The organism is Amycolatopsis umgeniensis (genome assembly GCF_014205155.1).
In the GTDB taxonomy this organism is placed as follows: Bacteria; Actinomycetota; Actinomycetes; order Mycobacteriales; family Pseudonocardiaceae; genus Amycolatopsis; species Amycolatopsis umgeniensis.
The window spans coordinates 8,743,677-8,767,563 of record NZ_JACHMX010000001.1; the positions used below are offsets into that span (position 1 = coordinate 8,743,677).

Annotated in this window: 3 protein-coding genes; 2 read left to right on the top strand and 1 reads right to left on the bottom strand. The window is 70.7% G+C overall.

Annotated elements, in window-relative coordinates:
- Positions 1-2 precede the first annotated feature (2 nt).
- Positions 3-22,262 (top strand): non-ribosomal peptide synthase/polyketide synthase, encoded by a 22,260-nt coding sequence (locus HDA45_RS39850; RefSeq protein WP_184904393.1) that lies wholly within the window; start codon positions 3-5, stop codon positions 22,260-22,262.
- Positions 22,259-22,468 carry an MbtH family protein gene (locus HDA45_RS39855; RefSeq protein ID WP_125784230.1) on the top strand — a complete coding sequence of 70 codons (210 nt, stop codon included), beginning with the start codon at positions 22,259-22,261 and terminating at the stop codon, positions 22,466-22,468. Before HDA45_RS39850 ends, HDA45_RS39855 begins: the two co-directional genes overlap by 4 nt.
- Before the next feature lie 313 nt (positions 22,469-22,781).
- Here the strand turns inward: HDA45_RS39855 and HDA45_RS39860 are convergent, their stop codons facing one another.
- Entirely contained in the window at positions 22,782-23,867 is a 1,086-nt protein-coding gene (locus tag HDA45_RS39860; RefSeq protein ID WP_184904395.1) for an iron-siderophore ABC transporter substrate-binding protein, read from the bottom strand.
- Positions 23,868-23,887: the final 20 nt, after the last annotated feature.

The window sequence follows — 23,887 nt, forward strand, 5'->3', positions numbered from 1 at the left end:
CGATGAACCGCGGTATTCCCTTGACCCCGGCACAGCGGGGGATCTGGCTCGCCCAGCAGCTCGACCCGGCCGATCCGGTCTACACGATCGGCTGGGTCGCGGAGCTCCGAGGCGAGCTGGACCTCACCCGGCTGGGTGACGCCGTTCGTCGGGCGGTCGCGGAAGCGGAGTGCCTGCACGTCACGATCGGGCTGGAGGACGGCACGCCGGTCCAGCGTCCGGGCACTCCCGGCGACGTCGCCGTCCTCGACTTCACCCGCGAGCCGGATCCGGAGCGGGCGGCCGACGAGTGGGCGCGGGCCGAACTGGGCGTGGTGGCCGACCTCGGCCGGGGCCCGCTCACCGGGCACGCCCTGCTGATTCTGGCCGAGGACCGGGTCCGCTGGTTCCAGCGCTACCACCATCTGGTGATGGACGCGTACGGGCAGGCCGTCCTGACCCGCCGCGCGGCGGCCCTGTACTCGGGTACCGCGGAGGAGGTCGACTGGCAGCTCTCGGAGCCGGCCGAGGCCGCCGAAGACGGGGAAGCCGGCCGCGAGTACTGGCTCGGTGAACTCGCGGGCAGGCCGAGTCCGGTGCGGCTGCTCGGACGCGCGTCGTCCGGCCCGATCAAGCTGCGGCGGCACTCGTGGGAGCTGCCCGCGGCGGAGACCGGCAGGCTGCGGAAGTTCGCTTTGGACACGGGGACGAGGCTGTCGCGCGTCGCGATCGCCGCCGTGGCGGCGTACGCCCATCGCGTGACCGGCGCCGAAGACCTCGTCCTCGGCCTGCCGGTCACCGCGCGCACCACCCGCGCCCTGCGGGAGCGGCCGGGCATGGTCTCCAACGTCCTGCCGCTGCGGCTCGACGTTCGCCCCGAGATGACGGCGGAGCAGCTCGTCGCCCAGGTGGCGGGAAAGGTCTCCGCGCTGCTGGACCACAGCCGGTATCGCGGCGAGGACCTCGCCCGCGAACTCGGCGCGAGCGGCGGGATCCACGAACTCGTCGGGCTGAGTGTCAACTTCATGGCCGTGGACGGCGAACTCGCGTTCGGCGACGCGAGCGCCACGGTGCACAACCTCGAACTCGGGCCGATCAGCGACATCGCCATCGCCGTGTACGACGCGGGTGAGGGCCGGGGCCTCAGGTTCGACTTCGACGCCGACGGCGCCGTCTCCACCGACGAGGAGCTCGCCGAACACCGTCGCCGGTTCGCCGCGGTGCTGGACGCCCTGGTCCAGCGGCCGGAGCGGCCGCTTGCCGCGATCGACCTCCTCTCGGCCGAGGAACGGGCCAAGGTGCTGGAGCTCGGGACCGCCGTGGCGGAATCGCCGGAAGTGTCCTGGCCCGAGGCGTTCGCCCGGATCGCGGCGCGGAAACCGGACGCGGAGGCCGTTGTCTGCGAGGACGTCCGGCTGACCTACGCCGAGGTCGACGCCGCCGCCAACCGGCTCGCCCGTCTGCTGCGGCAACGGGGTGTCGGTGACGAGGACGTCGTCGCCGTGGCGATGCCGCGTTCGGCCGAGCTCGTCATCGCGCTCCTGGGCGTCATGAAGGCCGGGGCGGCCTACCTCCCGCTCGACCTCGACCATCCCGAGGATCGCCTCTCGTACATGCTGTCCCACGCGGGCGCCCGGATCGTGGTGTCCACGGAGGACGAGTCCGCACAGCTCCCGTCCGATGTGGACGTCGAACGGGTACTCCTCGACGATCCGGGGATCGCCGCCGAACTCGCGGCGCTGGACCCGTCCGCCGTGGACGTGAGCGGGATCGCGCTGAACCAGGCCGCGTACGTCATCTACACGTCGGGTTCGACGGGGAGGCCGAAGGGCGTGATCCTGTCCCACGACGGGATCGGCAGCCTGATCAGCACGGCGACCGAACGGATCGGCATCGGCGAGGACAGCCGGGTGGTGCAGTTCGCCTCGACCGGATTCGACGTGACGGTCTGGGATCTGGTGATGTCCCTGTGCGTCGGCGGGACGCTGATCGTGGTGCCGTCGCACCGCCGGGTCGCGGGCGTCGAACTGACCGGTTACATCGCCGCCAACGCGGCGACGCACATGATCCTGCCGCCGTCGCTGGTCGCGGCCTTGCCGCCGGACTGCGAACTGCCGAAGGGCGCGGTGCTGATCGTCGGCACCGAGACCGTCCCGCCCGAACTGATCGCGCGCTGGGCGGAGGACCTGAAGGTCGTCGCCGCGTACGGGCTCACCGAGGCCACGGTGAACTCGACGCTGTGGGCGGCCGAACCCGGCTGGAGCGGGCCCATCCCGATCGGCAGGCCGGATCCGAACACCCGTTGCTACGTCCTCGACACGTCGCTGCGGCCGGTCCCGGTCGGCGTCGAAGGTGAACTGTACGTCGGCGGTCGCGGTCTCGCGCGGGGTTACGCCGGACGTCCGGAGCTGTCGGCGGAACGTTTCGTCGCCGACCCGTTCGCCGGTGGCGGCGCGCGGATGTACCGCACCGGTGACAGGGTCCGCTGGCGCGCGGACGGCGACCTGGACTTCCTCGGCCGGACCGATCACCAGGTCAAGATCCGCGGGTTCCGGATCGAGCCGGGGGAGATCGAATCCGCGCTCGCCGCGTACGCCGGTGTCGAGCGGATCGCCGTCGTGCCGCGCGAGGTGAAACCGGGGGACCGGCGCCTCGTCGCCTACGTCGTCCCGGAGGCGGGCGGATCGCCGTCGCTGCTGAAGGATCTGCGCACCCACGCGGAAACGGCGCTGCCGCACTACATGGTGCCTTCGGCGTTCGTGGTGCTCGACCGGCTGCCGATCATGCCGAACGGCAAACTGGACCGTACTTCGCTGCCCCTGCCGGATTTCGGCGCCGCCGCCACCGGCCGCGCGCCGCGCACCGAGCGGGAGCGGATCCTGTGCGACGTCGCCGCGCGGGTCCTCGGGCTGGCCTCGGCCGGTGCCGATGACGACTTCTTCACCCTCGGCGGGGACAGCATCCTGTCCATCCGGCTGGTGCTCGGCGCCGCGGAGCGCGGCCTCGCCATCACCCCGCGCCAGGTGTTCCAGCACCGGACTCCCGAGGCTCTCGCCGAATGCGCGGGCGCCGTGCCGGTCGAGTCCACTGTGGACGAGAGGCCACTGCTGGAGCTGACCGACGCGGAACGCGCGTCGCTCGCCGAGTACGCCGACGTCCTGCCCGTGACGCCGTTGCAGGAAGGATTCTTCTTCCACGCGGAGTTCGAAGGCGGTGCGGCCGCCGACATCTACACGGTCCAGGAAGTGCTGGACCTCGAAGGACCGGTCGACGCCGACGCGCTGCGGCGGTCGACCCAAGCGCTGCTGGACCGCTATTCGTCGCTGCGGTCCGGTTTCCGGCAACTCGACGGCGGCCAGGTCGTCCAGACGGTGACCCGGCGCGCGGAACTGCCTTGGCGTGAAGTGACCGCCGAGGACGCCGAGGAAGCCTTCGAGTCCGATCGCGCGCGCCGGTTCGACTTCGCCCGGCCGCCTCTGCTGCGAGCGACCTTCACCCGGCTCGGCGAAGACCGTGCGAAGCTGGCGCTCACGTTCCATCACATCATCGCCGACGGCTGGTCGGTCGTGGTGCTGCTCCGCGAACTGCTGGCGGGATACGCAGGTGTGGACGCTCCTCTCCCGGAGCAGGACTCCCGCACCGACCACCTGCGGCGGCTCGCGTCGCGCGATCACGAGGTCTCGCGGGAAGCCTGGCGGATGGCACTGTCCGGAGTGGACGAACCCACGCGGCTGATCGACACACCGGCCGCCGAGAGGCGGTCGTCCCGGGTGCATCTGAACCTCGGCGAGCGGGCGACGGCGGAGTTGTCCGCCATGGCCCGCGCGCACGGGCTCACCCTCGGCACCGTCCTGCACGGCGCTTGGGGCCTCCTGCTCGGCGGGCTGACCGGCCGGGACGACGTGCTGTTCGGCAGCACGGTTTCCGGCCGGGACACGGGTGCCGCCGGCCTCGAGTCGGCGGTCGGCCTGTACATCAACACGGTGCCGGTGCGATTGCGCTGGTCCGGGTCCGAAACCGTCGCCGCCGTGCTGCGGCGGCTGCAGGACGAGCAAGCGGCCCTGCTGGACCACCAGCACCTCGGCCTGGCTGAACTGCAGCGCATCGCCGGTGCCGGGCAGGAAGAACTGTTCGACACCCTCGTCGTCGTCGAGAACTTCCCACGTGACGACGAGCGCGCCGATCCCTCCGGAACCGTGCGCCTCACCGGCGTCGAAGTCACCGACGCGGTGCACTTCCCGGTCGCGGTGATCGCGACTCCGGGCGAAGACCTCGGGTTCGGCTTCAAGTTCGACGCCGCCCGGATCGACGCCGTCGCGGCCGGGCAGCTCGCGGAACGGTTCGCCCGGCTGCTGCAAACGCTGACCGCGGCTCCCGGTCTGCCGGTCGCCGCCGTCGACCTGCTGTCGCCCGCCGAGCGCGGCCGTCTGGCCGAACTCAACGCGACCTCACATCCGGTTCCCGAGCGCACGCTAGCCGGTGCTTTCGCCGAACAGGTCACGAAGACACCGTCCGCGACGGCCGTGATGTTCAAGGACACCGAACTGTCCTATGCGGACCTCGACGCGCGCGCGGAGGGCTTGGCGCGCGAGCTGCGTTCCCTGGGCGCCGGTCCCGACGAGGTCGTGGCCGTCGCCGTGCCGAGGTCGGCCGAGCTGATGGTCGCCCTCCTCGGTGTCCTCAAGGCCGGGGCCGCCTATCTGCCGATCGACCTCGACTACCCGGCCGACCGGCTCGAGTACATGCTCGCGGATTCCGGTGCCCGTCTCGTGCTCTCCGAACCCGGGACGGCCGCTCGGATCCCGGTCGTCGCCGGGCTGACCCAGGTTTCCGTGACCGGCGAGCCCGGCGCCGAGGACGTCCAGGGCGCGGCCGCCGGACCGGACGACACCGCGTACCTGATCTACACGTCGGGATCGACAGGACGGCCGAAGGGCGTGGCGGTCACGCATCGCGCGATCGTCAACCGGCTGGCGTGGATGCAGCACGAGTACCGGCTCACGGCGTCGGACCGTGTGCTGCAGAAGACGCCGTCGAGTTTCGACGTGTCCGTGTGGGAGTTCTTCTGGGCACTGTGCGAAGGCGCCACGGTGGTGCTGGCCGAACCGGACGGCCACCGCGATCCGGCCTATCTCGCGCGGGTGATCCGGGACCGGGAGATCACCACCCTGCATTTCGTCCCGTCCATGCTCACCGCGTTCCTCGGCAGCGAGGACGTCGTCGAAGACCTCCGCTGGGCCCGACCCCTGCGCCGCGTGTTCTCCAGCGGCGAGGCGCTGACCGGCGAGACCGCCGTGCGCTGGCGCTCGCTCACCGGTGTCCCGCTGCACAACCTCTACGGCCCCACCGAGGCCGCCGTCGACGTGACCTTCTTCGCCGCCGACGGCGCCCAGGGCGCCACCGTCCCGATCGGACGTCCGGTGTGGAACACGCGGACGCACGTCCTCGACGGCTGCCTCCGCCCGGTGCCCGACGGCGTCGCGGGCGAGCTGTATCTCGCCGGTGTCCAGCTGGCGCGCGGCTACCACGGAAGGCCCGGGCTGACCGCCGAACGTTTCGTCGCCGACCCGTTCGGCGAGCCGGGGCAGCGGCTGTACCGGACCGGGGACCTGGTCCGGCGCCGCGCGGACGGTGAGATCGAGTACCTCGGCCGCACCGACCGGCAGGTGAAGATCCGCGGCAACCGGATCGAACTCGGTGAGATCGAAGCCGTCCTCGCCGCGCAGCCGGAGGTCACGGCCGCCGCGGTCGTGGTGAACGACGGCAAGCTCATCGGCTATGCGGCCGGTGGCGCGGATCCGGAGCGGCTGCGTGCCGCGGTGAGTGAGGCGTTGCCCGCTCCGATGGTCCCGCACTCGTTCGTGGTCGTCGACGAGTTCCCCTTGACTCCCAGCGGAAAACTGGATGTCCGCGCGCTGCCCGCGCACGAGATCGGGCAGCCCGCGGCCACACCGGAGAACGAGCGGGAACGCGCCCTCGCGCGGATCTTCGCGGACGTCCTCGGGCTGGACGCCGTCGGCGCCGACGGTGACTTCTTCCTGCTGGGCGGCGACAGCATCTCCTCGATCGCCGTGTCGAGCCGTGCCCGGCGGGCGGGGTTCGAACTGAGCCCCAAGGACGTCTTCGAACTCCGGACCCCGGCGGCGCTCGCCGCTTCCGGTGCGCGGTCCGAGCCGGTCGCCGACGTCGACGGTGTCGGCGCGCTGCCTCTCCTGCCCGAAGTGCTGCGGTTGCGGGAACTGGGCTCCGCCGTACAGCCGGAGTCCGTGCTGCTGACCGTGCCGTCCGGGACCGATGTCGAGACGCTCGCCGCTGCCCTGCAGCTCGTGCTCGACCACCACGACGGCCTGCGGCTCGAGCTGTCACGGGTCGCGTCGGTGCTGTGGTCGCTCGAGATCCGTCCACAAGGGACGGTTCAGGCGACGGATCTGCTCCGCCGCGCGGGCGACTCTCTCGATGCCGAATACCAGGGCGCCAAGGACAGGCTGGCAGACAACCTGCTGCAGGCCGTGTGGTTCGAGGAGCCGGGCCGGCTTCTGCTGGTCGCGCATCCGGTCCTGGTGGACGCGCGGAGCCTGACGACACTGGCGGCCGATCTCGCGATCGCCTGGCAAGCCGCGACCGGCGGCCACGCTCCGGTGTTCACGCCGGTGCGGACGTCGCTGCGGGCGATCGCCCGCGGGATCTCCGAGGCGGCGCAGGACCCCGCGCTGCTCGGCGAAATCGAGCACTGGGCCGGAACTTTGGCGCCTGGCGCCTACGAGCTTCCCGCCGACGGCGAAGTCGTCGAACGCCGGATCACTCTGTCCATCGAGGACACTCGGACGCTCGTCGGGTCGCTGCCGTCCGCCGTGCACGGCGACGTCACCGATGTCCTCTTGACGGCGCTGAAAGCCGCTGTCGATGGCGACCTCCTCGTCGACCTCCATGGCCGGGTGGACGACTCGGACACCGTCGGCGCGCTGACGTCGGCCCGCCCGGTGCGGATCACCGCGACCGGCGAACCGCTCGCGATGCTCAAGGCGGTCAAAGAGACCGTCCGGAAGACGCCCGAGGGCTACGGTCCGCTGCGTTACCTCGATGCTCAGGCGGGGCCGCTCCTCGCCGGGCTGGCGAAACCGCGGATCGCCCTGCGGTACGACGGGCGGATCCCGGCCGGGCCGGGGGAGTGGCAGGTCGCCGGGTACGCGGCGGTGCCCCCGCCCGGAGACCACGTCTTGCGGATCGGGGTCGCCTGCGAGGACACCGAGGACGGGCCACGGCTGACGGCGAAGTTCGCGGGGCCGGCGGGAACGCTCGCCGATCGCTGGGCGGCCGCATTGGCCGATCTGGCGTCGGTGGACACGAACGCGCCGGTGGGGCTCACGCCGTCCGACCTCGAACTGGTGTCGCTGACCCAGGAGGAGATCGCCCGCGTCGAGCGGTTCAGCCCGGTGCCGGTCGCCGACGTCTGGCCGTTGTCGCCGCTCCAGGAAGGCCTGTTCTTCCACTCCAGCTACAACTCCGACCGGGTCGACATCTACACGATCCAGGAGGCGATCGACTTCGACCACCGCCTGGACGCCGATCGGCTGCGGTCGGCGGTGTCCGCGCTGCTCCGCCGGATCCCGAGTCTCGGCGCCGGTTTCACCAGCGAGGGGCTGCGGGGGCCGGTCCAGTTCGTGGCGGCCGACGTCGAACCCCCGCTGTCCGAAGTGGATCTTTCGGCGCTGCCCGAGGACGAGCAACGGGCAAGGCTCGACGAACTGATGGCCGAGGACCGCGCGACGCGGTTCGACCTCGGTGCCCCGCCGTTGTTCCGCCTGAAGCTGGTGCGGCTCGGGGACGGACGCGATCGTGTGGTGCTGAACCGGCACCTGCTGCTCTGGGACGGCTGGTCCGCCTGGCTCTTCATCGAGCAGCTGTTCGCGCTGTACGAACTCGGCGGGGACGACCGGACGCTGCCCGCGGCGGGGTCCTATGTGGACTTCCTGCGCTGGCTGGACCGGCAGGACATCGAGACAGCCACCGGGGCGTGGCGCGAGGCACTCTCCGGGCTCGCGGAGCCGACCGTCATCGGACCGGAGGGCCGTGACCTGGTCCCGGCGACCCCGGTCAACCTGGACACCGTGCTGCCCGGCGACCTCAGCCGGGGGCTGCGTGAACAGGCCCGGCGGCACGGCCTGACCGTCAACTCCGTGCTCAACGCCGTCTGGGGCCTGGTCCTGTCGACCATGACCGGACGGCACGACGTCGTCTTCGGCGCCGCCGTGGCGGGTAGGCCCGCCGCCGTGCCCGAGATCGAGAACACCATCGGCCTGTTCCTCAACACCGTGCCCACCCGGGTGCGGCTCGACGCGGGCGAGTCCGTCCTGGACCTGGTGCGGCGTGTGCAGTCCGAGCGGATGGATCTGACCCCGTACGAATTCATGAGCCTCGGTGTCCTGCAAAGGGAGGCCGGGCATCGCGTCCTGTTCGACACGCTCTTCGTGCTGCGCAACGCCGACGGTGACGAGCGGCGCGACGGCCTCCGCCACCGGCACGGCATCACCGACCTGCTCAACATCGACGCGACGCACTATCCGCTGACCCTGGTGGTGACGCCGGGCGAGGAAATCCGGATCACGCTGTCCTACCGGGACGACGTGATCGACGCCGCCGAGGCAGCGTCGGTGCTGGGGCGGTTCACCTCGCTCGTGGCGCAGATCGTCGACGATCCCGCGAAACCGGTCGCCGCGCTCGCGACGGTGTCCACTGAGGACCGTGCCGCGCTGGAGGCGGGCTGGGCCGAGGCCGCGCACCCGGTGATCGAGGACACGATCGCGGACCTGCTTGCCGTTCAGGCCGAGCGGACCCCGGACGCGACGGCCCTCGTGTTCGGCGCGGAACAGCTGACCTACGCGGAACTCGACGCCCGCATCAACCGGATGGCCCGGTTGCTGCTGGCGAAGGGCGCCGCGCCGGAACAGGTGATCGCGCTCGGCCTGCCGCGGTCGATCGACATGGTCGTCGCACTGTTCGCAGTGCTGCGGACCGGCGCGGCGTACCTGCCGCTGGAGCTCGACTACCCGGCCGACCGGCTGGCGGTGATGCTGGAGGACGCGGCACCGCTGTGCCTGGTGTCCACAAAGGACGTCTCGGCGACGCTGCCCGACGCCACGCCCCGGGTTCTCGTGGACGAGCACGAGGACAGGGTGTTCGGCGGCGGCCCGATCTCCGACGCCGAACGCCCGTCGTTCGCCCGGGGCCGCGCGGATCGCCTGGAGCATCCGGCCTACGTCATCTACACGTCGGGCTCGACGGGCAAACCCAAGGGCGTCGTCACGCCGTATCGCGGCCTGACGAACATGCAGCTCAACCACCAGGGCGCGATCTTCGCCCCGGCCATCGCGTCGGCGGGGGGACGGCGGCTGCGGATCGCGCACACCGTGTCGTTCGCCTTCGACATGTCCTGGGAAGAGCTGCTGTGGCTGGTCGAGGGGCACGAGGTCCATGTCTGTGACGAGGAACTGCGGCGGGACGCGCGGGCGCTCGTGGCGTACTGCGACGAGCACGAGGTCGACGTCGTCAACGTGACCCCGACGTACGCGCACCTGCTCATCGAAGAAGGGCTCCTGGACGGGCACCGGCCCGCGCTCGTGCTGCTCGGCGGCGAGGCGGTTTCGGAGTCGGTCTGGAACCGGCTGCGGGACACCGACGGCACCTACGGCTACAACCTGTACGGCCCCACCGAGTACACCATCAACACGCTCGGCGGCGGGACCACCGACAGCGACACCCCGACCGTCGGCAAGCCGATCTGGAACACCCGCGCCTACATCGTGGACGCCTGGCTCCGGCCGGTCCGGGACGGGGTCGCCGGTGAGCTCTACATCGCGGGCGAGGGCCTGGCCCGGGGCTACCTCGGCCGCCCCGGCCTGACCGCCGAACGGTTCGTCGCCGACCCGTTCGTCCCTGGTGGCGGGCGGATGTATCGCACCGGCGACCTGGTGCGCCGCCGCGCGGACGGGAACCTCGACTTCCTCGGCCGGACCGACGACCAGGTGAAGATCCGCGGCTATCGCGTCGAACTCGGCGAGATCGAGACCGCGCTCAGCCGCTACCCGGAGGTCGCGCAGGCCGCCGTCCTCGCGCGGCCCGATCCGTCGGCGCCCGGTCTGCAGCGGCTCATCGGGTACGTCGTGCCCGCCGAGCTGAGTGGGGACGCGCGGGCCGAGGCGGAGGCCGACCAGGTCGGCGAATGGCGGCAGATCTACTCCGACGAGTACACCGAGATCCCGACGGCCCTGTTCACCGAGGACTTCGCGGGCTGGGACTCCAGCTACGACGGTGACCCGATCCCGCTGGAGCACATGCGGGAATGGCGGCGGGCGACCGTGGAGCGGATCGCCGAGCTCAAGCCGGAACGGGTGCTCGAGATCGGTGTCGGCACCGGCCTGCTGATGGGGCAGATCGCGCCGCTCGCGCGGGAGTACTGGGGCACCGACCTCGCCGCGCCGGTGATCGCGAAGCTGAACCGGGAGCTGGAACGGGATCCGGCGCTGGCGGCGAAGGTGAACCTGCGTGCCCAGCCGGCGCACGTGTTCGACGGCCTGCCCGCCGGGCGGTTCGACACGATCGTGATCAACTCCGTCATCCAGTACTTCCCGAGCGTCGACTACCTGACCGACGTCATCACGAAGGCGATCGGCCTGCTCGCTCCCGGCGGCGCGCTGTTCGTCGGCGACGTCCGGAACCTGCGCCTCGCCCGCGCCTTCCACACCGCCATCCAGCTCACCCGTGCCGACGCGACGTCCGACGTCGCCCAGGTGCGGCGGGCGATCGAACGCGGTGTCGCGCTGGAGAAGGAACTGCTGATCGACCCGGACTACTTCACCGCGCTCGCGCGGCGGCTGCCGGAGGTCGTCGCGCAGGTCCGGATCAAACGGGCCCGGCTGCACAACGAGCTGAGCCGGTACCGCTACGACGCCGTCCTGGTCAAGGAACCGGCCGGGACCCTGCCGGTCGCGCAGGCGCCCCGGCTGTCCTGGGACGAGGTGGGCTCGCTCGCTGTGTTGGAAGAGCGCCTCACCGACGCGGAAACGCTGCGCGTGAGCCGGATCCCGGACGCCCGGCAGGCGCCGGAGGTCGACGCGACGCACGCGCTCGACGCCGGCGCCCCGCTCGTCGACGTCCTGGACTTGTTCCGTGCCCGCGGCGGGGTCGAGCCCGAGGACGTGCACGAACTCGGGCACAGGCTCGGGTTCGGGGTGTACGCCACTTGGTCGGCCGAGGGCACCTTCGAAGCGGTGTTCGTCCACAAGGGACAGCCGGACGCGCTGGTCACCGGTGTCCACCAGCCGGTTTCGATCGGTACGAACCTCGCCAAGTACGCCACGAGCCCGACCGCGGCCCGCGGCGGCGGCGAACTGGTGCAACGCCTGCGGGACAGGCTCAAGACGGAACTGCCGGACTACATGGTCCCGGCCGCGTTCGTCACGCTGGGCGCCCTGCCGTTGACCGACAACGGCAAGCTCAACGTCCGGGCGCTGCCGGAGGCCGATCAGGCGGTGCGGCTCGCCGAAAGCCGCCCCGCCGAAACAGCCGGGGAGGAGACGCTGTGCGCGCTCTTCGCCGAGGTCCTCGGTCTGGACGAGGTCGGCGTCGAGGACAACTTCTTCGACCTCGGCGGCCATTCGCTGCTCGCCACCCGGCTCATCAGCCGGGCAAGGACCGAACTCGGGGCCGAACTGGCCATCCGTGACCTGTTCGAGGCACCGACGGTCGCGGAACTGGCCGCTCGCGCGGGTGATGGCGAACCGGCGCGGCCGCCGGTCGTCCGCGCCGAGCGCCCCGAGCGGATCCCGTTGTCGTCCGCCCAGCGAAGCCTTTGGCTCGTCGACCGGATGGAAGCGAACGCGGTCGCCTACAACTTCCCGCTGACCTTCCGGCTCCGGGGAAGTCTCGACCTCGAAGCCCTGCGTGCCGCGCTCGGCGACGTTCTCGGCAGGCACGAAGTCCTGCGGACCGTGTTCGCCGAGCAGGACGGGGAGCCCTATCAGCGCGTTCTCGACGCGCCGGAGCTCCCGTTCGCCGTCGAGGACTGTGACGAGGCCGGGCTGGATGCCCGGATCGCCGAGCTTTCGCGGACGCCGTTCGATTTGGCCCGCGAGATCCCGGTCCGGCTGCGGGTCTTGCGGCTCGGCGACGGCGACCAGGTGATCTCACTGGTCCTGCACCACAGCGCGACCGACGAGTGGTCCGACCGTCCGTTCCTGGGCGATCTGACGTCGGCCTATCAGGCCCGGCTCGAAGGCCGAAGTCCCTTGTGGACGGACCTCCCGGTGCAATACGCGGACTTCGCGCTGTGGCAGCGAGATTTCCTCGACCAGCGCGGCGCCGCACAGGTCGCCTACTGGGCCGAATCCCTGCGCGGCGCGCCGGACGAGGTGACGCTGCCGCTGGACCGCCCGCGTCCGCTCCGGCCGACCGGCAAGGGCGGAAAGGTGAAATCCCCGCTGTCCGGGGAGCTGTCGGCCGCCGTGCGTGACCTCGCGGCGAAAGCGGGGGCGAGCCCGTTCATGGTGCTCCAGGCGGCGGTTGCCGCCCTACTGCACCGGACCGGCGCGGGAGACGACATCTCGCTCGGTGCCCCGATCGCCGGGCGCACCGACGCGGCGCTCGACGATCTCGTCGGGTTCTTCGTGAACACGCTGGTACTGCGCACCGATCTCTCCGGCGAGCCGACGTTCGCCGCATTGCTCGACAGGGTGCGTGAGGCGGATCTCGCCGCGTTCTCGCACGGTGACCTGCCGTTCGAGCACGTCGTCGAGGAGCTGAACCCGCCCCGGGTGCCGGGGCGTAACCCGCTGTTCCAGGTGATGGTGGGCTACCACCGGCAGACCGGCGCCCACGACGTGCTCGGCCTGCCCGCCGAGTGGTTCGAGATGGACACCGGGATGGCGAAGTTCGACCTGCATTTCACGATGGTCGACGCCGAGAACACCGCCACGCTCATGCTGGAGTACGCCGAAGACCTCGCGGACGAGGAGACGGCCGAGCGGCTGCTGGCCCGGCTCACTTCGGTACTCGCGCAGGTCACGGTGGATCCGGCCCGTCCGGTCGGCACGCTCGACGTCCTCCTCGGCGACGAGCTCGCCCGGGTGACCGAGTGGAACCGCACGGCTCAGGAAGTCCCGGCGGCGACCCTGCCGGAGTTGTTCGAGGCGCAGGTTTCGCGGACGCCGGGTGCGATCGCTGTGGTGTTCGAGGGTGCTGAGCTTTCGTATGCCGAGTTCAACGCGCGGGTGAATCGCCTGGCGCGGTGGCTGGTCGAACAGGGGGTGGGCGCCGAGTCGGTGGTGGCGGTGTCGCTGCCGAGGTCGCTCGATCTGGTCGTCGCGTTGTACGCGGTGCACAAGGCCGGCGGCGCTTACCTGCCCGTCGACCGCGACTATCCCGCGGATCGCGTCGCGTTCATGCTCGAAGACGCCGCTCCGGCGGTCGTTCTCGACGAGTTGCCCGTTGTGGACGGCTTCTCCGGGGAGAACCTGGGACGGGTCGTGGATCCGTCGTCTCCGGCGTACGTGATCTACACGTCCGGTTCGACAGGTCGTCCCAAGGGTGTTGTGGTGCCCCATGAGGGCATCGTGAACCGGTTGCTCTGGATGCAGGACGAATACGGGCTCACGGCCGATGATCGTGTTTTGCAGAAGACGCCGTCGAGTTTCGATGTGTCGGTGTGGGAGTTCTTCTGGCCGCTCCTCACCGGCGCGACGCTGGTCGTCGCCAAGCCGGAGGGGCACAAGGATCCAGTCTACTTGGCGGAGCTGATCCGCACCGCCGGGATCACCACCGTCCACTTCGTCCCGTCGATGCTCGCGCTGTTCTTGGAGACGGCGGACTGCGACGGGCTGCGGCGCGTGATCTGCAGTGGCGAGGCGCTCCCCTCGGAGCTGGCCGCGCGCGTGGATGTCCCGCTGCACAACCTGTACGGCCCGACAGAAGCTTCGGTCGACGTGACGGCTTGGCAAGCCGGAGCCGAAAAGACGCCGTCCGTCCCGATCGGGCGTCCGGTGTGGAACACGCGGACGTACGTGCTGGACGCGCGGTTGAACCCGGTCCCGCCGGGTGCCCCCGGGGAGCTCTACCTCGCCGGGGTGCAGCTCGCACGCGGGTACCTGGCCCGGCCCGGGCTGACCGCCGAGCGCTTCATCGCCGACCCGTTCGGCGGCGCGGGCGAGAGGATGTACCGCACGGGCGACCTCGCGCGCTGGTCCACCGACGGTGTCCTGGAGTTCCTGGGCCGCGTCGACGACCAGGTCAAGATCCGCGGCTTCCGGGTCGAACTCGGTGAAGTCGAGGCTGCCCTGACCTCTGTCGAATCCATCACGCGTGCCGTGGTGGTCGCTCGCGAAGACCGATTGGTGGCCTACGTCGTCGGCTCCGAAACCGGACTGCGTGACGCGGTGGCCGCGAAGCTGCCCGAGCACATGGTGCCGTCGGCGTTCGTCGTGCTCGACGAGATCCCGTTGACACCCAACGGCAAACTCGACCGCAAGGCGCTCCCCGCACCCGAGTTCGCGGCCGCGGAAGGGCGCGAGCCGCGGAACTCGCGGGAAGAGGCCTTGTGCGCCCTGTTCGCCGAGGTGCTCGGCGTCGAGCGGGTCGGCATCGATGACGGTTTCTTCACACTCGGCGGGCATTCGCTGCTGGTGATGCGCCTGGTCAGCCGGATCTCGGCGAGCCTGGACGCCACGGTGTCGGTCCGCGACGTCTTCGACGCCCCCACGGTCGCCGCACTGGCGGAACGGCTCGCGGGACCGTCGGCGCAGCCGGTCCTGAGCGCGGGAACCCGGCCGGACGTGCTGCCGCTTTCGCCCGCGCAGCAACGGTTGTGGTTCCTGTACCGGCTCGAAGGGGTCACCCCCACCTACAACATCCCGCTCGCCTGGCGCCTGCACGGCGAGCTGGACGCGGACGCGCTGCGTGCGGCGATCGGCGACCTCGCCGAGCGGCACGAAACGCTCCGGACCGTGTTCGTGGAGGAGGAAGACGCCGTCTCGCAGCGGATCCTCACCGGCGCGCGGCCGGACGTCGTGTTCGCCGAGGCCGTCGATCTGTCGGCGCAGATGTCCGCCGAAGCCGGTCGTGGATTCGCTCTCGACGAGGACCTCCCGATCCGGGTCACGGTCTTCGCCGTGTCGCCGCGCGAACATGTCCTGCTGCTGGTGCTGCACCACGTGGCGACGGACGAAGGTTCCCAAGGGCCGCTGATGGCCGACCTCGCCACGGCATACGAGGCTCGCCTGACCGGCGACAGGCCACAGTGGACGGATCTGCCGGTCCAGTACGCGGACTACGCCCTGTGGCAACGGGAACTGCTCGACTCGACGGCCTCCGGGCACCTCGAGTTCTGGCGGCAAGCGTTGACGGGCCTGCCGGACGAGCTGGCCCTGCCCACGGACCGGCCGCGTCCTGCCGAGTCGAGTCACCGGGGCGGCCTCGTCACCTTCCCGATCGGCTCCGCGCTCACCGGACGTCTGCGCGAGGTCGCCCGGCGGCACGACGTCAGCATGTTCATGCTGGCGCAGGCCGCGGTCGCGGTGCTGCTGCACCGGCTGGGCGCCGGGGACGACATCCCGCTGGGCGCGCCGAGTTCCGGCCGCACCGACGAGCGGCTGGAGCCACTGGTCGGCTTCTTCGTCAACTCGCTCGTCCTGCGCACCGACCTCTCCGGCGATCCGGCTTTCGGTGACCTGCTCTCGCGCGTGCGCGCGACGGATCTGGCCGCCTTCGAACACCAGGACCTGCCCTTCGAGCGCCTGGTCGACGCCGTCAACCCGGAACGTTCGCTGGCCCGGCACCCGTTGTTCCAGGTGATGGTGGTGTACCTGCCGGAACCAGGGGAAGAGCTGAGGCTGCCCGGCCTCCGCGCGCACCAGGAGGACTTCGCGCAGGGCGTCGCCAAGTTCGACCTCGAATTCGGCTTCCTGGAGAACACCGACGGGATCTCGGGCGCCATCGAATACAGCGCAGACCTGTTCGATCACGCGACGGCCGAAGGATTCGCACGGCGGCTGGTCGCCGTCCTGGAGCAGGTGGCCGACGACTCCACTGTCCCGGTCGGCGCGCTCGATGTCGTCGACGAAAACGAACACGCGCTGCTCACGCGGTGGAACGAGACCTCGCACGACGTCCCGGCGGTGACGCTGCCGGAGTTGTTCGAGGCGCAGGTTTCGCGCACTCCGGGGGCAACCGCTGTGGTGTGCGAGGGTGCTGAGCTTTCATATGCCGAGTTCAACGCGCGGGCGAATCGCCTGGCGCGGTGGCTGGTGGAGCAGGGAGTCTGCGCGGAGTCGGTGGTGGCGGTGTCACTGCCACGCTCGCTCGACCTGGTCGTCGCGCTGTATGCGATCCACAAGGCGGGTGGCGCCTATCTGCCACTCGACACGGACTACCCGGCCGATCGGTTGGCCTTCATGCTCGAAGACGCCGCTCCGGCGGTCGTTCTCGACGAGTTGCCCGTTGTGGACGGCTTCTCCGGGGAGAACCTGGGGCGGGTCGTGGATCCGTCGTCTCCGGCGTACGTGATCTACACGTCGGGCTCGACGGGGCGCCCGAAGGGTGTTGTCGTGCCTCACGAGGGCATCGTGAACCGTCTGTTGTGGATGCAGGCGGAGTACGGTCTCGTGGCCGATGATCGTGTTTTGCAGAAGACGCCGTCGAGTTTCGATGTGTCGGTGTGGGAGTTCTTCTGGCCGCTCCTGACTGGTGCGACGCTCGTGGTCGCCAAACCCGAGGGGCACAAGGATCCGGTCTATCTGGCGGAACTGATCCGCGACCAGCGGATCACGACCCTGCACTTCGTCCCGTCGATGCTGGAGGCGTTCCTCGCCGAGACCCCGCGGTGGCACGGCGTCCGCCGGGTCCTGTGCAGCGGCGAGGCACTGCCGCCGGAAGTGGCCGCGCGCGTCGAGGTCCCGCTGTACAACCTCTACGGGCCGACAGAGGCTTCGGTGGACGTCACCTCCTGGGAGGTCTCCGACGACACCGTCCCCATCGGACGTCCTGTGTGGAACACGCGGGTCCACGTCCTGGACGCCCGGCTCCAGCCCGTACCGCCGGGGGTGGCGGGCGAGCTGTACCTGGCCGGGGCGCAACTCGCGCGCGGTTACCTCGGCAGGCCGGGGCTGACCGCCGAACGGTTCGTGGCGAACCTGTTCGAGGCGGGGGAGCGGATGTACCGCACGGGCGATCTCGCGCGGTGGCGTGCCGACGGGGCGCTCGAGTACCTCGGCCGCGCCGACGACCAGGTCAAGCTGCGCGGCTTCCGGATCGAGCTCGGCGAGATCGAGTCCGTGCTGTCCGCCAGGGTGGTCCTGCGAGAAGGCAGGCTCGTCGCCTACCTGACCGGTGCGGCCGACATCGAGGCCACCCGGCGGCTGGCGGAAACTTCGCTGCCGGAGTACATGGTGCCGTCGGCGTTCGTGGTGCTGGACGAATTCCCGTTGACGCCCAACGGGAAGCTCGATCGCAAGGCGCTCCCCGCCCCGGACTTCGCCGGTGCGGTCTCCGGCGACGCCCCGCGCACGCCGCGCGAGGAACTGCTCGCGTCGCTCGTCGCCGGTGTCCTCGGGCTGGAGAAGGTCGGCGTCCACGACGACTTCTTCCGCCTCGGCGGTGACAGCATCGTCGCGATGCAACTGGTCGGCCGCGTGCGGAGCGCCGGGTTGCTGCTCAGCCCGCGTGACGTCTTCCGGCACCGGACCGTCGCCGGCTTGGCCGAGGTCAGTTCGGTGCGGCTCGACGCGCCCGGGTCGGCGAGCGGGAAGCCGTTGGTGGATCTCGATCCCGTCGAACGCACCGAGATCCTCGACGTCGCACCGGATACCGCGGAGGTGTGGCCGCTGACGCCGTTGCAGGCGGGGCTGCTCTTCCACGCGACGATGGACGGCGACGGGCCCGACGTCTACACCGTGCAGGTGTCCTTCGATCTCGACGGACCACTCGAGCCCGCCCGGCTGCGCGATGCCGCTCAGGCACTCGTCGACAGGCACGCCGTCCTGCGCACCGGATACCGCTACCTCGCCTCGGGGCGTCCTGTCGCTCTGGTGGCGCGCTCGGTCACGGTTCCCTGGCGTTTCGTGGAGTCGGCGGGCGACGTCGAGGCGGAAATGGCCCATGACCGGCGCCGCTTCGATCCGGCGGCCGCGCCGGTGCTGCGCTTCCTGCTGCTGGCTCTGCCGTCGGGAGGGCACCGGCTGGTGTTCACCCATCAGCATGTCCTGCTCGACGGCTGGTCGGTTCCGCGGCTGTTCGCGGAGTTGTCCCGGCAGTACGCCGGCGCCGACGTGGCACCGGCCCGCCAGTACCGCGACCATCTCGGCTGGCTCGGCGACCAGGATCGGGACGCGGCGGAAGCCGCTTGGCGGCGGGCGCTCGACGGGGTGGAAGAGCCGACCCACGTCGTCCCGCACGACCCGCAGCGGACTCCGGCGCTGCCGGACCGCTCGTCCCTGGAACTGCCGGAGCAGGCGACACAGGCGCTGGCCGGACTCGCCCGTTCGCGGGGGCTGACGCTGAACACCCTCGTCCGGACGGCGTGGAGCATCGTGCTCGGCAAGCTGACCGGCCGTTCCGACGTCGTGTTCGGCGCGACGGTCGCCGGGCGCCCGCCCGAGCTGGCCGGGGTCGAGACGATGATCGGCCTGTTCATCAACACGATCCCGGTACGTATCACGATCGACCCCGCCGAGAAGCTGGGCGCGCTGCTGGACCGGGTCCAGGACGAGCAGTCCGGTCTGCTCGCGCACCAGCACCTCGGGCTTACCGACATCCAGCGCGGTGCCGGGCTGGGGGAGCTGTTCGACACGCTGATGGTGTTCGAGAGCTATCCGGGCGCGGCGGAGGACGAGACCGGAGCCGGGTTGCGCGGGGAGATCGTGCGCCACGAGGACTCCACGCACTATCCGCTCACCTGGGCGGTGGAACCCGGCGCGCGGCTGAAGCTCACCGCCGAGTACCGCTCCGATCTGTTCGACGCAGGTCTGCCGGAGCGGCTTCCGGTCGCGATGGAGCGGGTGCTCGCCGCGATGGTGTCCGATGTGGACACTCCGGTCGGCAGGGTCGGCATCCTGGCCGAGGCCGACCTCGACCGGATCGTCCACGAGTGGAACGGCACGGCGCTCGCCGTCGAACCGTCCACCGTGGCCGGTCTGTTCGAGGAACAGGCCCGGCGTTCGCCCGGCGAGACGGCGGTGGTGTCCGGAGCGGTCGCCTGGTCGTTCGCCGAGCTGAACGAGCGCGCCAACCGGCTCGCCAGGGCACTGGTCGCCCACGGTGTGGGTCCCGAGGACTTCGTCGCCTTGGCACTGCCGCGTTCGGCGGACGTGCTGCTGGCGATCCTCGCGGTCCACAAGGCGGGGGCGGCGTACCTGCCGCTCGACCCGGAGTATCCGGCGGATCGGCTGGCCGCGATGCTGGCCGACGCGCGGCCGAAGCTGATCCTGACCGAGCCCGAACTGCTGGAGTCGCTGCCCAGGAACGAGATCGAGACGCTGGTGTTGTGCGCGCTCGTCATCGAAGATCGGTCGGCGCACGATCTGACCGATCGGGATCGCGTTCGCCCGCTCGATCCGGAACATCCGGCGTACGTGATCTACACGTCCGGTTCGACGGGGACGCCGAAGGGGGTCGTCGTCCCGCATCGCGGTGTGGTGAACCTGTTCCACAGCCACCGCGCCACGTTGCACCGGCCCGCGGTCGAGGCCACCGGCAAGCCGCATCTGCGGGTGGGGCACGCGTGGTCCTTCTCGTTCGACGCCTCCTGGCAGCCACAGCTGTGGCTGCTCGACGGGCATGCCGTGCACATCGTGGACGAAGAGACCCGTCGCGACCCGGAACTGCTGGCCGCGATGATCGACCGGGACGGTTTCGACTTCATCGAGGTCACGCCGTCGTTCTTCGCGCAGATGGCGGAGGCGGGCCTGCTCGACGGAGACCGGTGCCCGCTGGCCGTGATCGGAGTCGGTGGCGAGGCGGTGCCCGAGAACCTGTGGCGCCGTCTGGCCACTTTGGACGGAACCGACGCCTTCAACCTGTACGGTCCAACGGAGTCCACAGTGGACGCTTTGGTCGCGCGGATCGGCGACAGTGAGAATCCGCTGGTCGGGCGTCCTGTCGCGAACACCCGCGCCTACGTGCTGGACGCGTCGCTGCGACCGGTCCCGCCCGGCGTCACCGGTGAGCTGTACCTCGCCGGTTCCGGTCTCGCCCGGGGCTACCTCGGGCGTGCGGCGCTGACGTCGGAGCGGTTCGTGGCGGATCCGTTCGGCCCGGCGGGCGCACGGATGTACCGCACCGGTGACCTCGCCCGCTGGACCTCGGACGGCAGGCTGGACTTCGGCGGGCGCGCCGACGACCAGGCGAAGATCCGCGGGTTCCGGGTCGAACCGGGCGAGATCGAAGCGGTGCTCGAGCGGCACGACGACGTCGCACAGGCTGTCGTGCTGGTGCGGGAGGACCGTCCGCGGGTCAAGCAGCTGGTGGCCTACGTGGTGTCCACTGTGGATCGCGCGGACCTGCGGCGATTCGCCGCCGAAAGGCTTCCGGAGTACATGGTCCCGGCGGCGTTCGTGGCGCTCGACGCGCTTCCGGTGTTGTCCAACGGGAAACTGGACCGCAAGGCGCTGCCCGCGCCGGACTACGCGGAGCTGACCGGCGGCCGGGCGCCCGAGACCGCGCGAGAGAAGGCGCTGTGCGCACTCTTCGCGGAGGTGCTCGACGTACCGGAACTCGGCGCCGACGACGACTTCTTCGCCCTCGGCGGGGACAGTATCGTCGCCATGCGGCTGGTCAGCCGGGCTCGCGCGGCCGGGCTGAAGATCACGCCGCACGAGGTGTTCGCGCGCCGGACGGTCGCGGCGCTGGCCGAGGTCGCCGAGAGCCTGGCGGACGACGACGTGATCACGCCGACGCCGATCATGCACGCGCTGCGCGAACTCGGTGGGCCGATCGACGGCTACCACCAGGCGGCCCTGCTGCGCACGCCGTCCGGGATGACCGCCGAGCAGCTGGAGACCGTTCTCGGCGCGGTCGTCGCGCGGCACGACATGCTGCGGGCGCGGCTCGACCGGTCGGTGCCGGGCTGGGCGCTCCGGGTGGCCGGATCGGTCGACGTCGTCGTCGAACGTGTCGAGGTCGTGGGCGATCTGCCGGCGCTGATCGAACGGCACGCGGAACCGACCCGGGCCCGGCTCGACCCGGACGCGGGCGTGATGCTGAGCGCGACGTGGTTCGACGCGGGATCGGCCGGGCCAGGACGGTTGCTGCTGATGATCCATCACCTGGCCGTCGACGGGGTCTCGTGGCGGATCCTGCTGCCGGACCTCACCTCCGCCTGGGACGCGGTCGCCGACGGTCGTGAGCCGGAGCTGTCCTCGGTGGACACTTCGTTCCGGCGGTGGTCGCGCGCTCTGTCCATACAGGACCGCGAGGGCGAACTGGACCGGTGGAAGTCGGTGCTGGGCGGCGGGGAGCCGATCCCGCTGGACCGGGTGCTCGACCCCGCGCGGGACGTGCTGGGCACCGTGCGGAAGGTGTCGCTGACGCTGCCCGCCGAGCGGACGGCCCCGCTGCTGTCCCGCGTTCCGTCGGCGTTGCGGGCCACGGTCAACGACGTCCTGCTCACCGGTCTCGCGCTCGCCGTCGCCCGGTGGCGCCGGGACGGGGGACGGGCGGTGCTGGTCGACGTCGAGGGACACGGCCGCGAAGAGGAACTGGCCGGTGGCGCGGATCTTTCGCGGACGGTCGGCTGGTTCACCAGCGTCGTGCCGGTCTGCCTCGACTTGGGCGACCTCGATCTGGACGACGCCTTCGCGGGCGGGGCCGCCGCCGTCGTCGCGCTCGAGCGGGTTCGGGCACACCTCGACGGCCTGCCGGACGCGGGGATCGGGCACGGCGTGCTCCGATACCTCAACCCGCGCACCGGCCCCGAACTCGCGAAATTCGCGAAGCCGCAGATCGAGTTCAACTACCTGGGCCGGATCGGCGTCCCCGAGGAGACCGACTGGTCGTACGCGGCGGAGGCCGAGTCGGCCGAACTCGGGGCGGACGACGGGATGCCGGTCTCGCATGCTTTGACGATCAACGCCCTGACCGAGGACCGCCCTGGCGGCCCCGAGTTGGGGGCACACTGGACCTGGCCGGAGGCCGTGCTGACCGAAGGATCGGTGCGGGCACTGGCGGAGGACTGGTTCGCCGCACTGGACGCGCTCATCCGCCGGGCTGATTCACCGGATACACCAAAGGAGAACAAGGCATGACGAACCCGTTCGAGAACCCCGACGGCACGTACCTGGTGCTGGTCAACGACGAGGGACAGCACAGCCTGTGGCCCGAGTTCGTCGAGGTCCCGGCGGGCTGGACCACGAAGTTCGGCCCGGCCTCGCGTCCCGCGTGCCTCGAGTACGTCGAGACCAACTGGACGGACCTGCGGCCCGCTTCGCTCGTCAAGGCCATGGAGTCCTGAGCCGCTTGAAGTCCGTGAAGGACTCCTTCCCTACCTTCAGGGTAGGCAAGGGGCCCTTCACGGACCGCACCCACGAGCAACCGCAGCCAGAACCCAGTCGCCACTCGTGACCCATCCGCCGACTCGGTACTTCACGTGATCGGACGGACGACACGCGTGACTGGACGGGCGACACGCGTGCGGTAGGGGCCTCACCGCGAGTTGGCTGCCCACTCACGCGAACCCTCGCGTTTAGAGGACTAAATGCGAGCCCCGTAACGCGAAACAGGGCCGCGAGCGGAAAGCTCGCGGCCCTGTTCCTTCCCGAAAGGGCTCAGGAAGCCGGTTTGACCTCGGTCTTCGGGTCGCCGTCGACCGCGGCGGTGAGCTGCGGGACGATCCGGTCGACCACGTACGGCACGCTCAGCACGGTCACGAAGGAGACAGCGCTGCCGTAGGTTCCTTCGTTCTCGACGAAGATCTCACGCTTTTCCTTCGCCACCTTCAGGCCGGTGTAGAGGGCGTCCTTGCCGAGGATCTCCTGCGCCTTCGCCGGGGTGTCGATGAGCCACACGAGCGCGTCGCGGTCGAGCAGGTCGGTCCGTTCGGCGCTGATGCTCTTGCCGAACTTGTCGCCGATCGCGGCGTCGAGGTCGGCGGGCAGCTTGAAGCCGAGGGATTCGAGGATGCGCGAGCGCGGGTCCTGGCTGCCGTAGACGAAGTAGCCCTCGTAGGTCGAGGCCATCAGGGCCGACTTGCCCGCGAATTCCGGGTGCTCCTTGCGGACCTGGGCGAACTTGTCCTCGACGCCCTTGACCAGCTCGTTGGCCTTGGTCGCGCGCCCGACGGCCTGGCCGACCTTCTTGGTCGCCTCCTGCCACGGGATGCCGTAGTCGTTGTACTCCTTGGGCTGCGCGACGACCGGGACGCCGATCTGGCCCAGCTTGTCGTACTGCTCCTTGGTGAGGCCGGAGTACAGCGCGATGATCAGATCCGGCTTGAGCGCGGCGATCTTCTCGTACTGCGGACCGTCGACGTCCTTGAGGACCTCGGGCAGCGCGGCGCCGCCGAGTTTGTCGGTCGCCCACGGGGCGATGGTGCCGGGGAACTTGCCGAGCCACTCGGTGACGCCGACCGGGACCACGCCGAGGGCGAGCAGCGCGTCCTGTTCGGTCAGCCCGACCGTGACGACGCGCTTGGGCTCCTGGGTGATGGTGGTGCTGCCGTACTTGTGCTCGATCGTGGTCGGGAACGCGTTCGCGTCGACCGCCGAGCCCGCGGAGTTCTGCGCGGCCGGGTTGGCCGACTCGCCGCCACCTCCGCACGCGGTGAGCGAGGCGGCCAGCACCAGGGTGGACGCCAGCACGCCGGCGGTCTTCAGGCGCCCCCGCGCGGCGGAGAGGGTGGGGATTCGGGCCATCATCCGTCCTTCTTGATCGG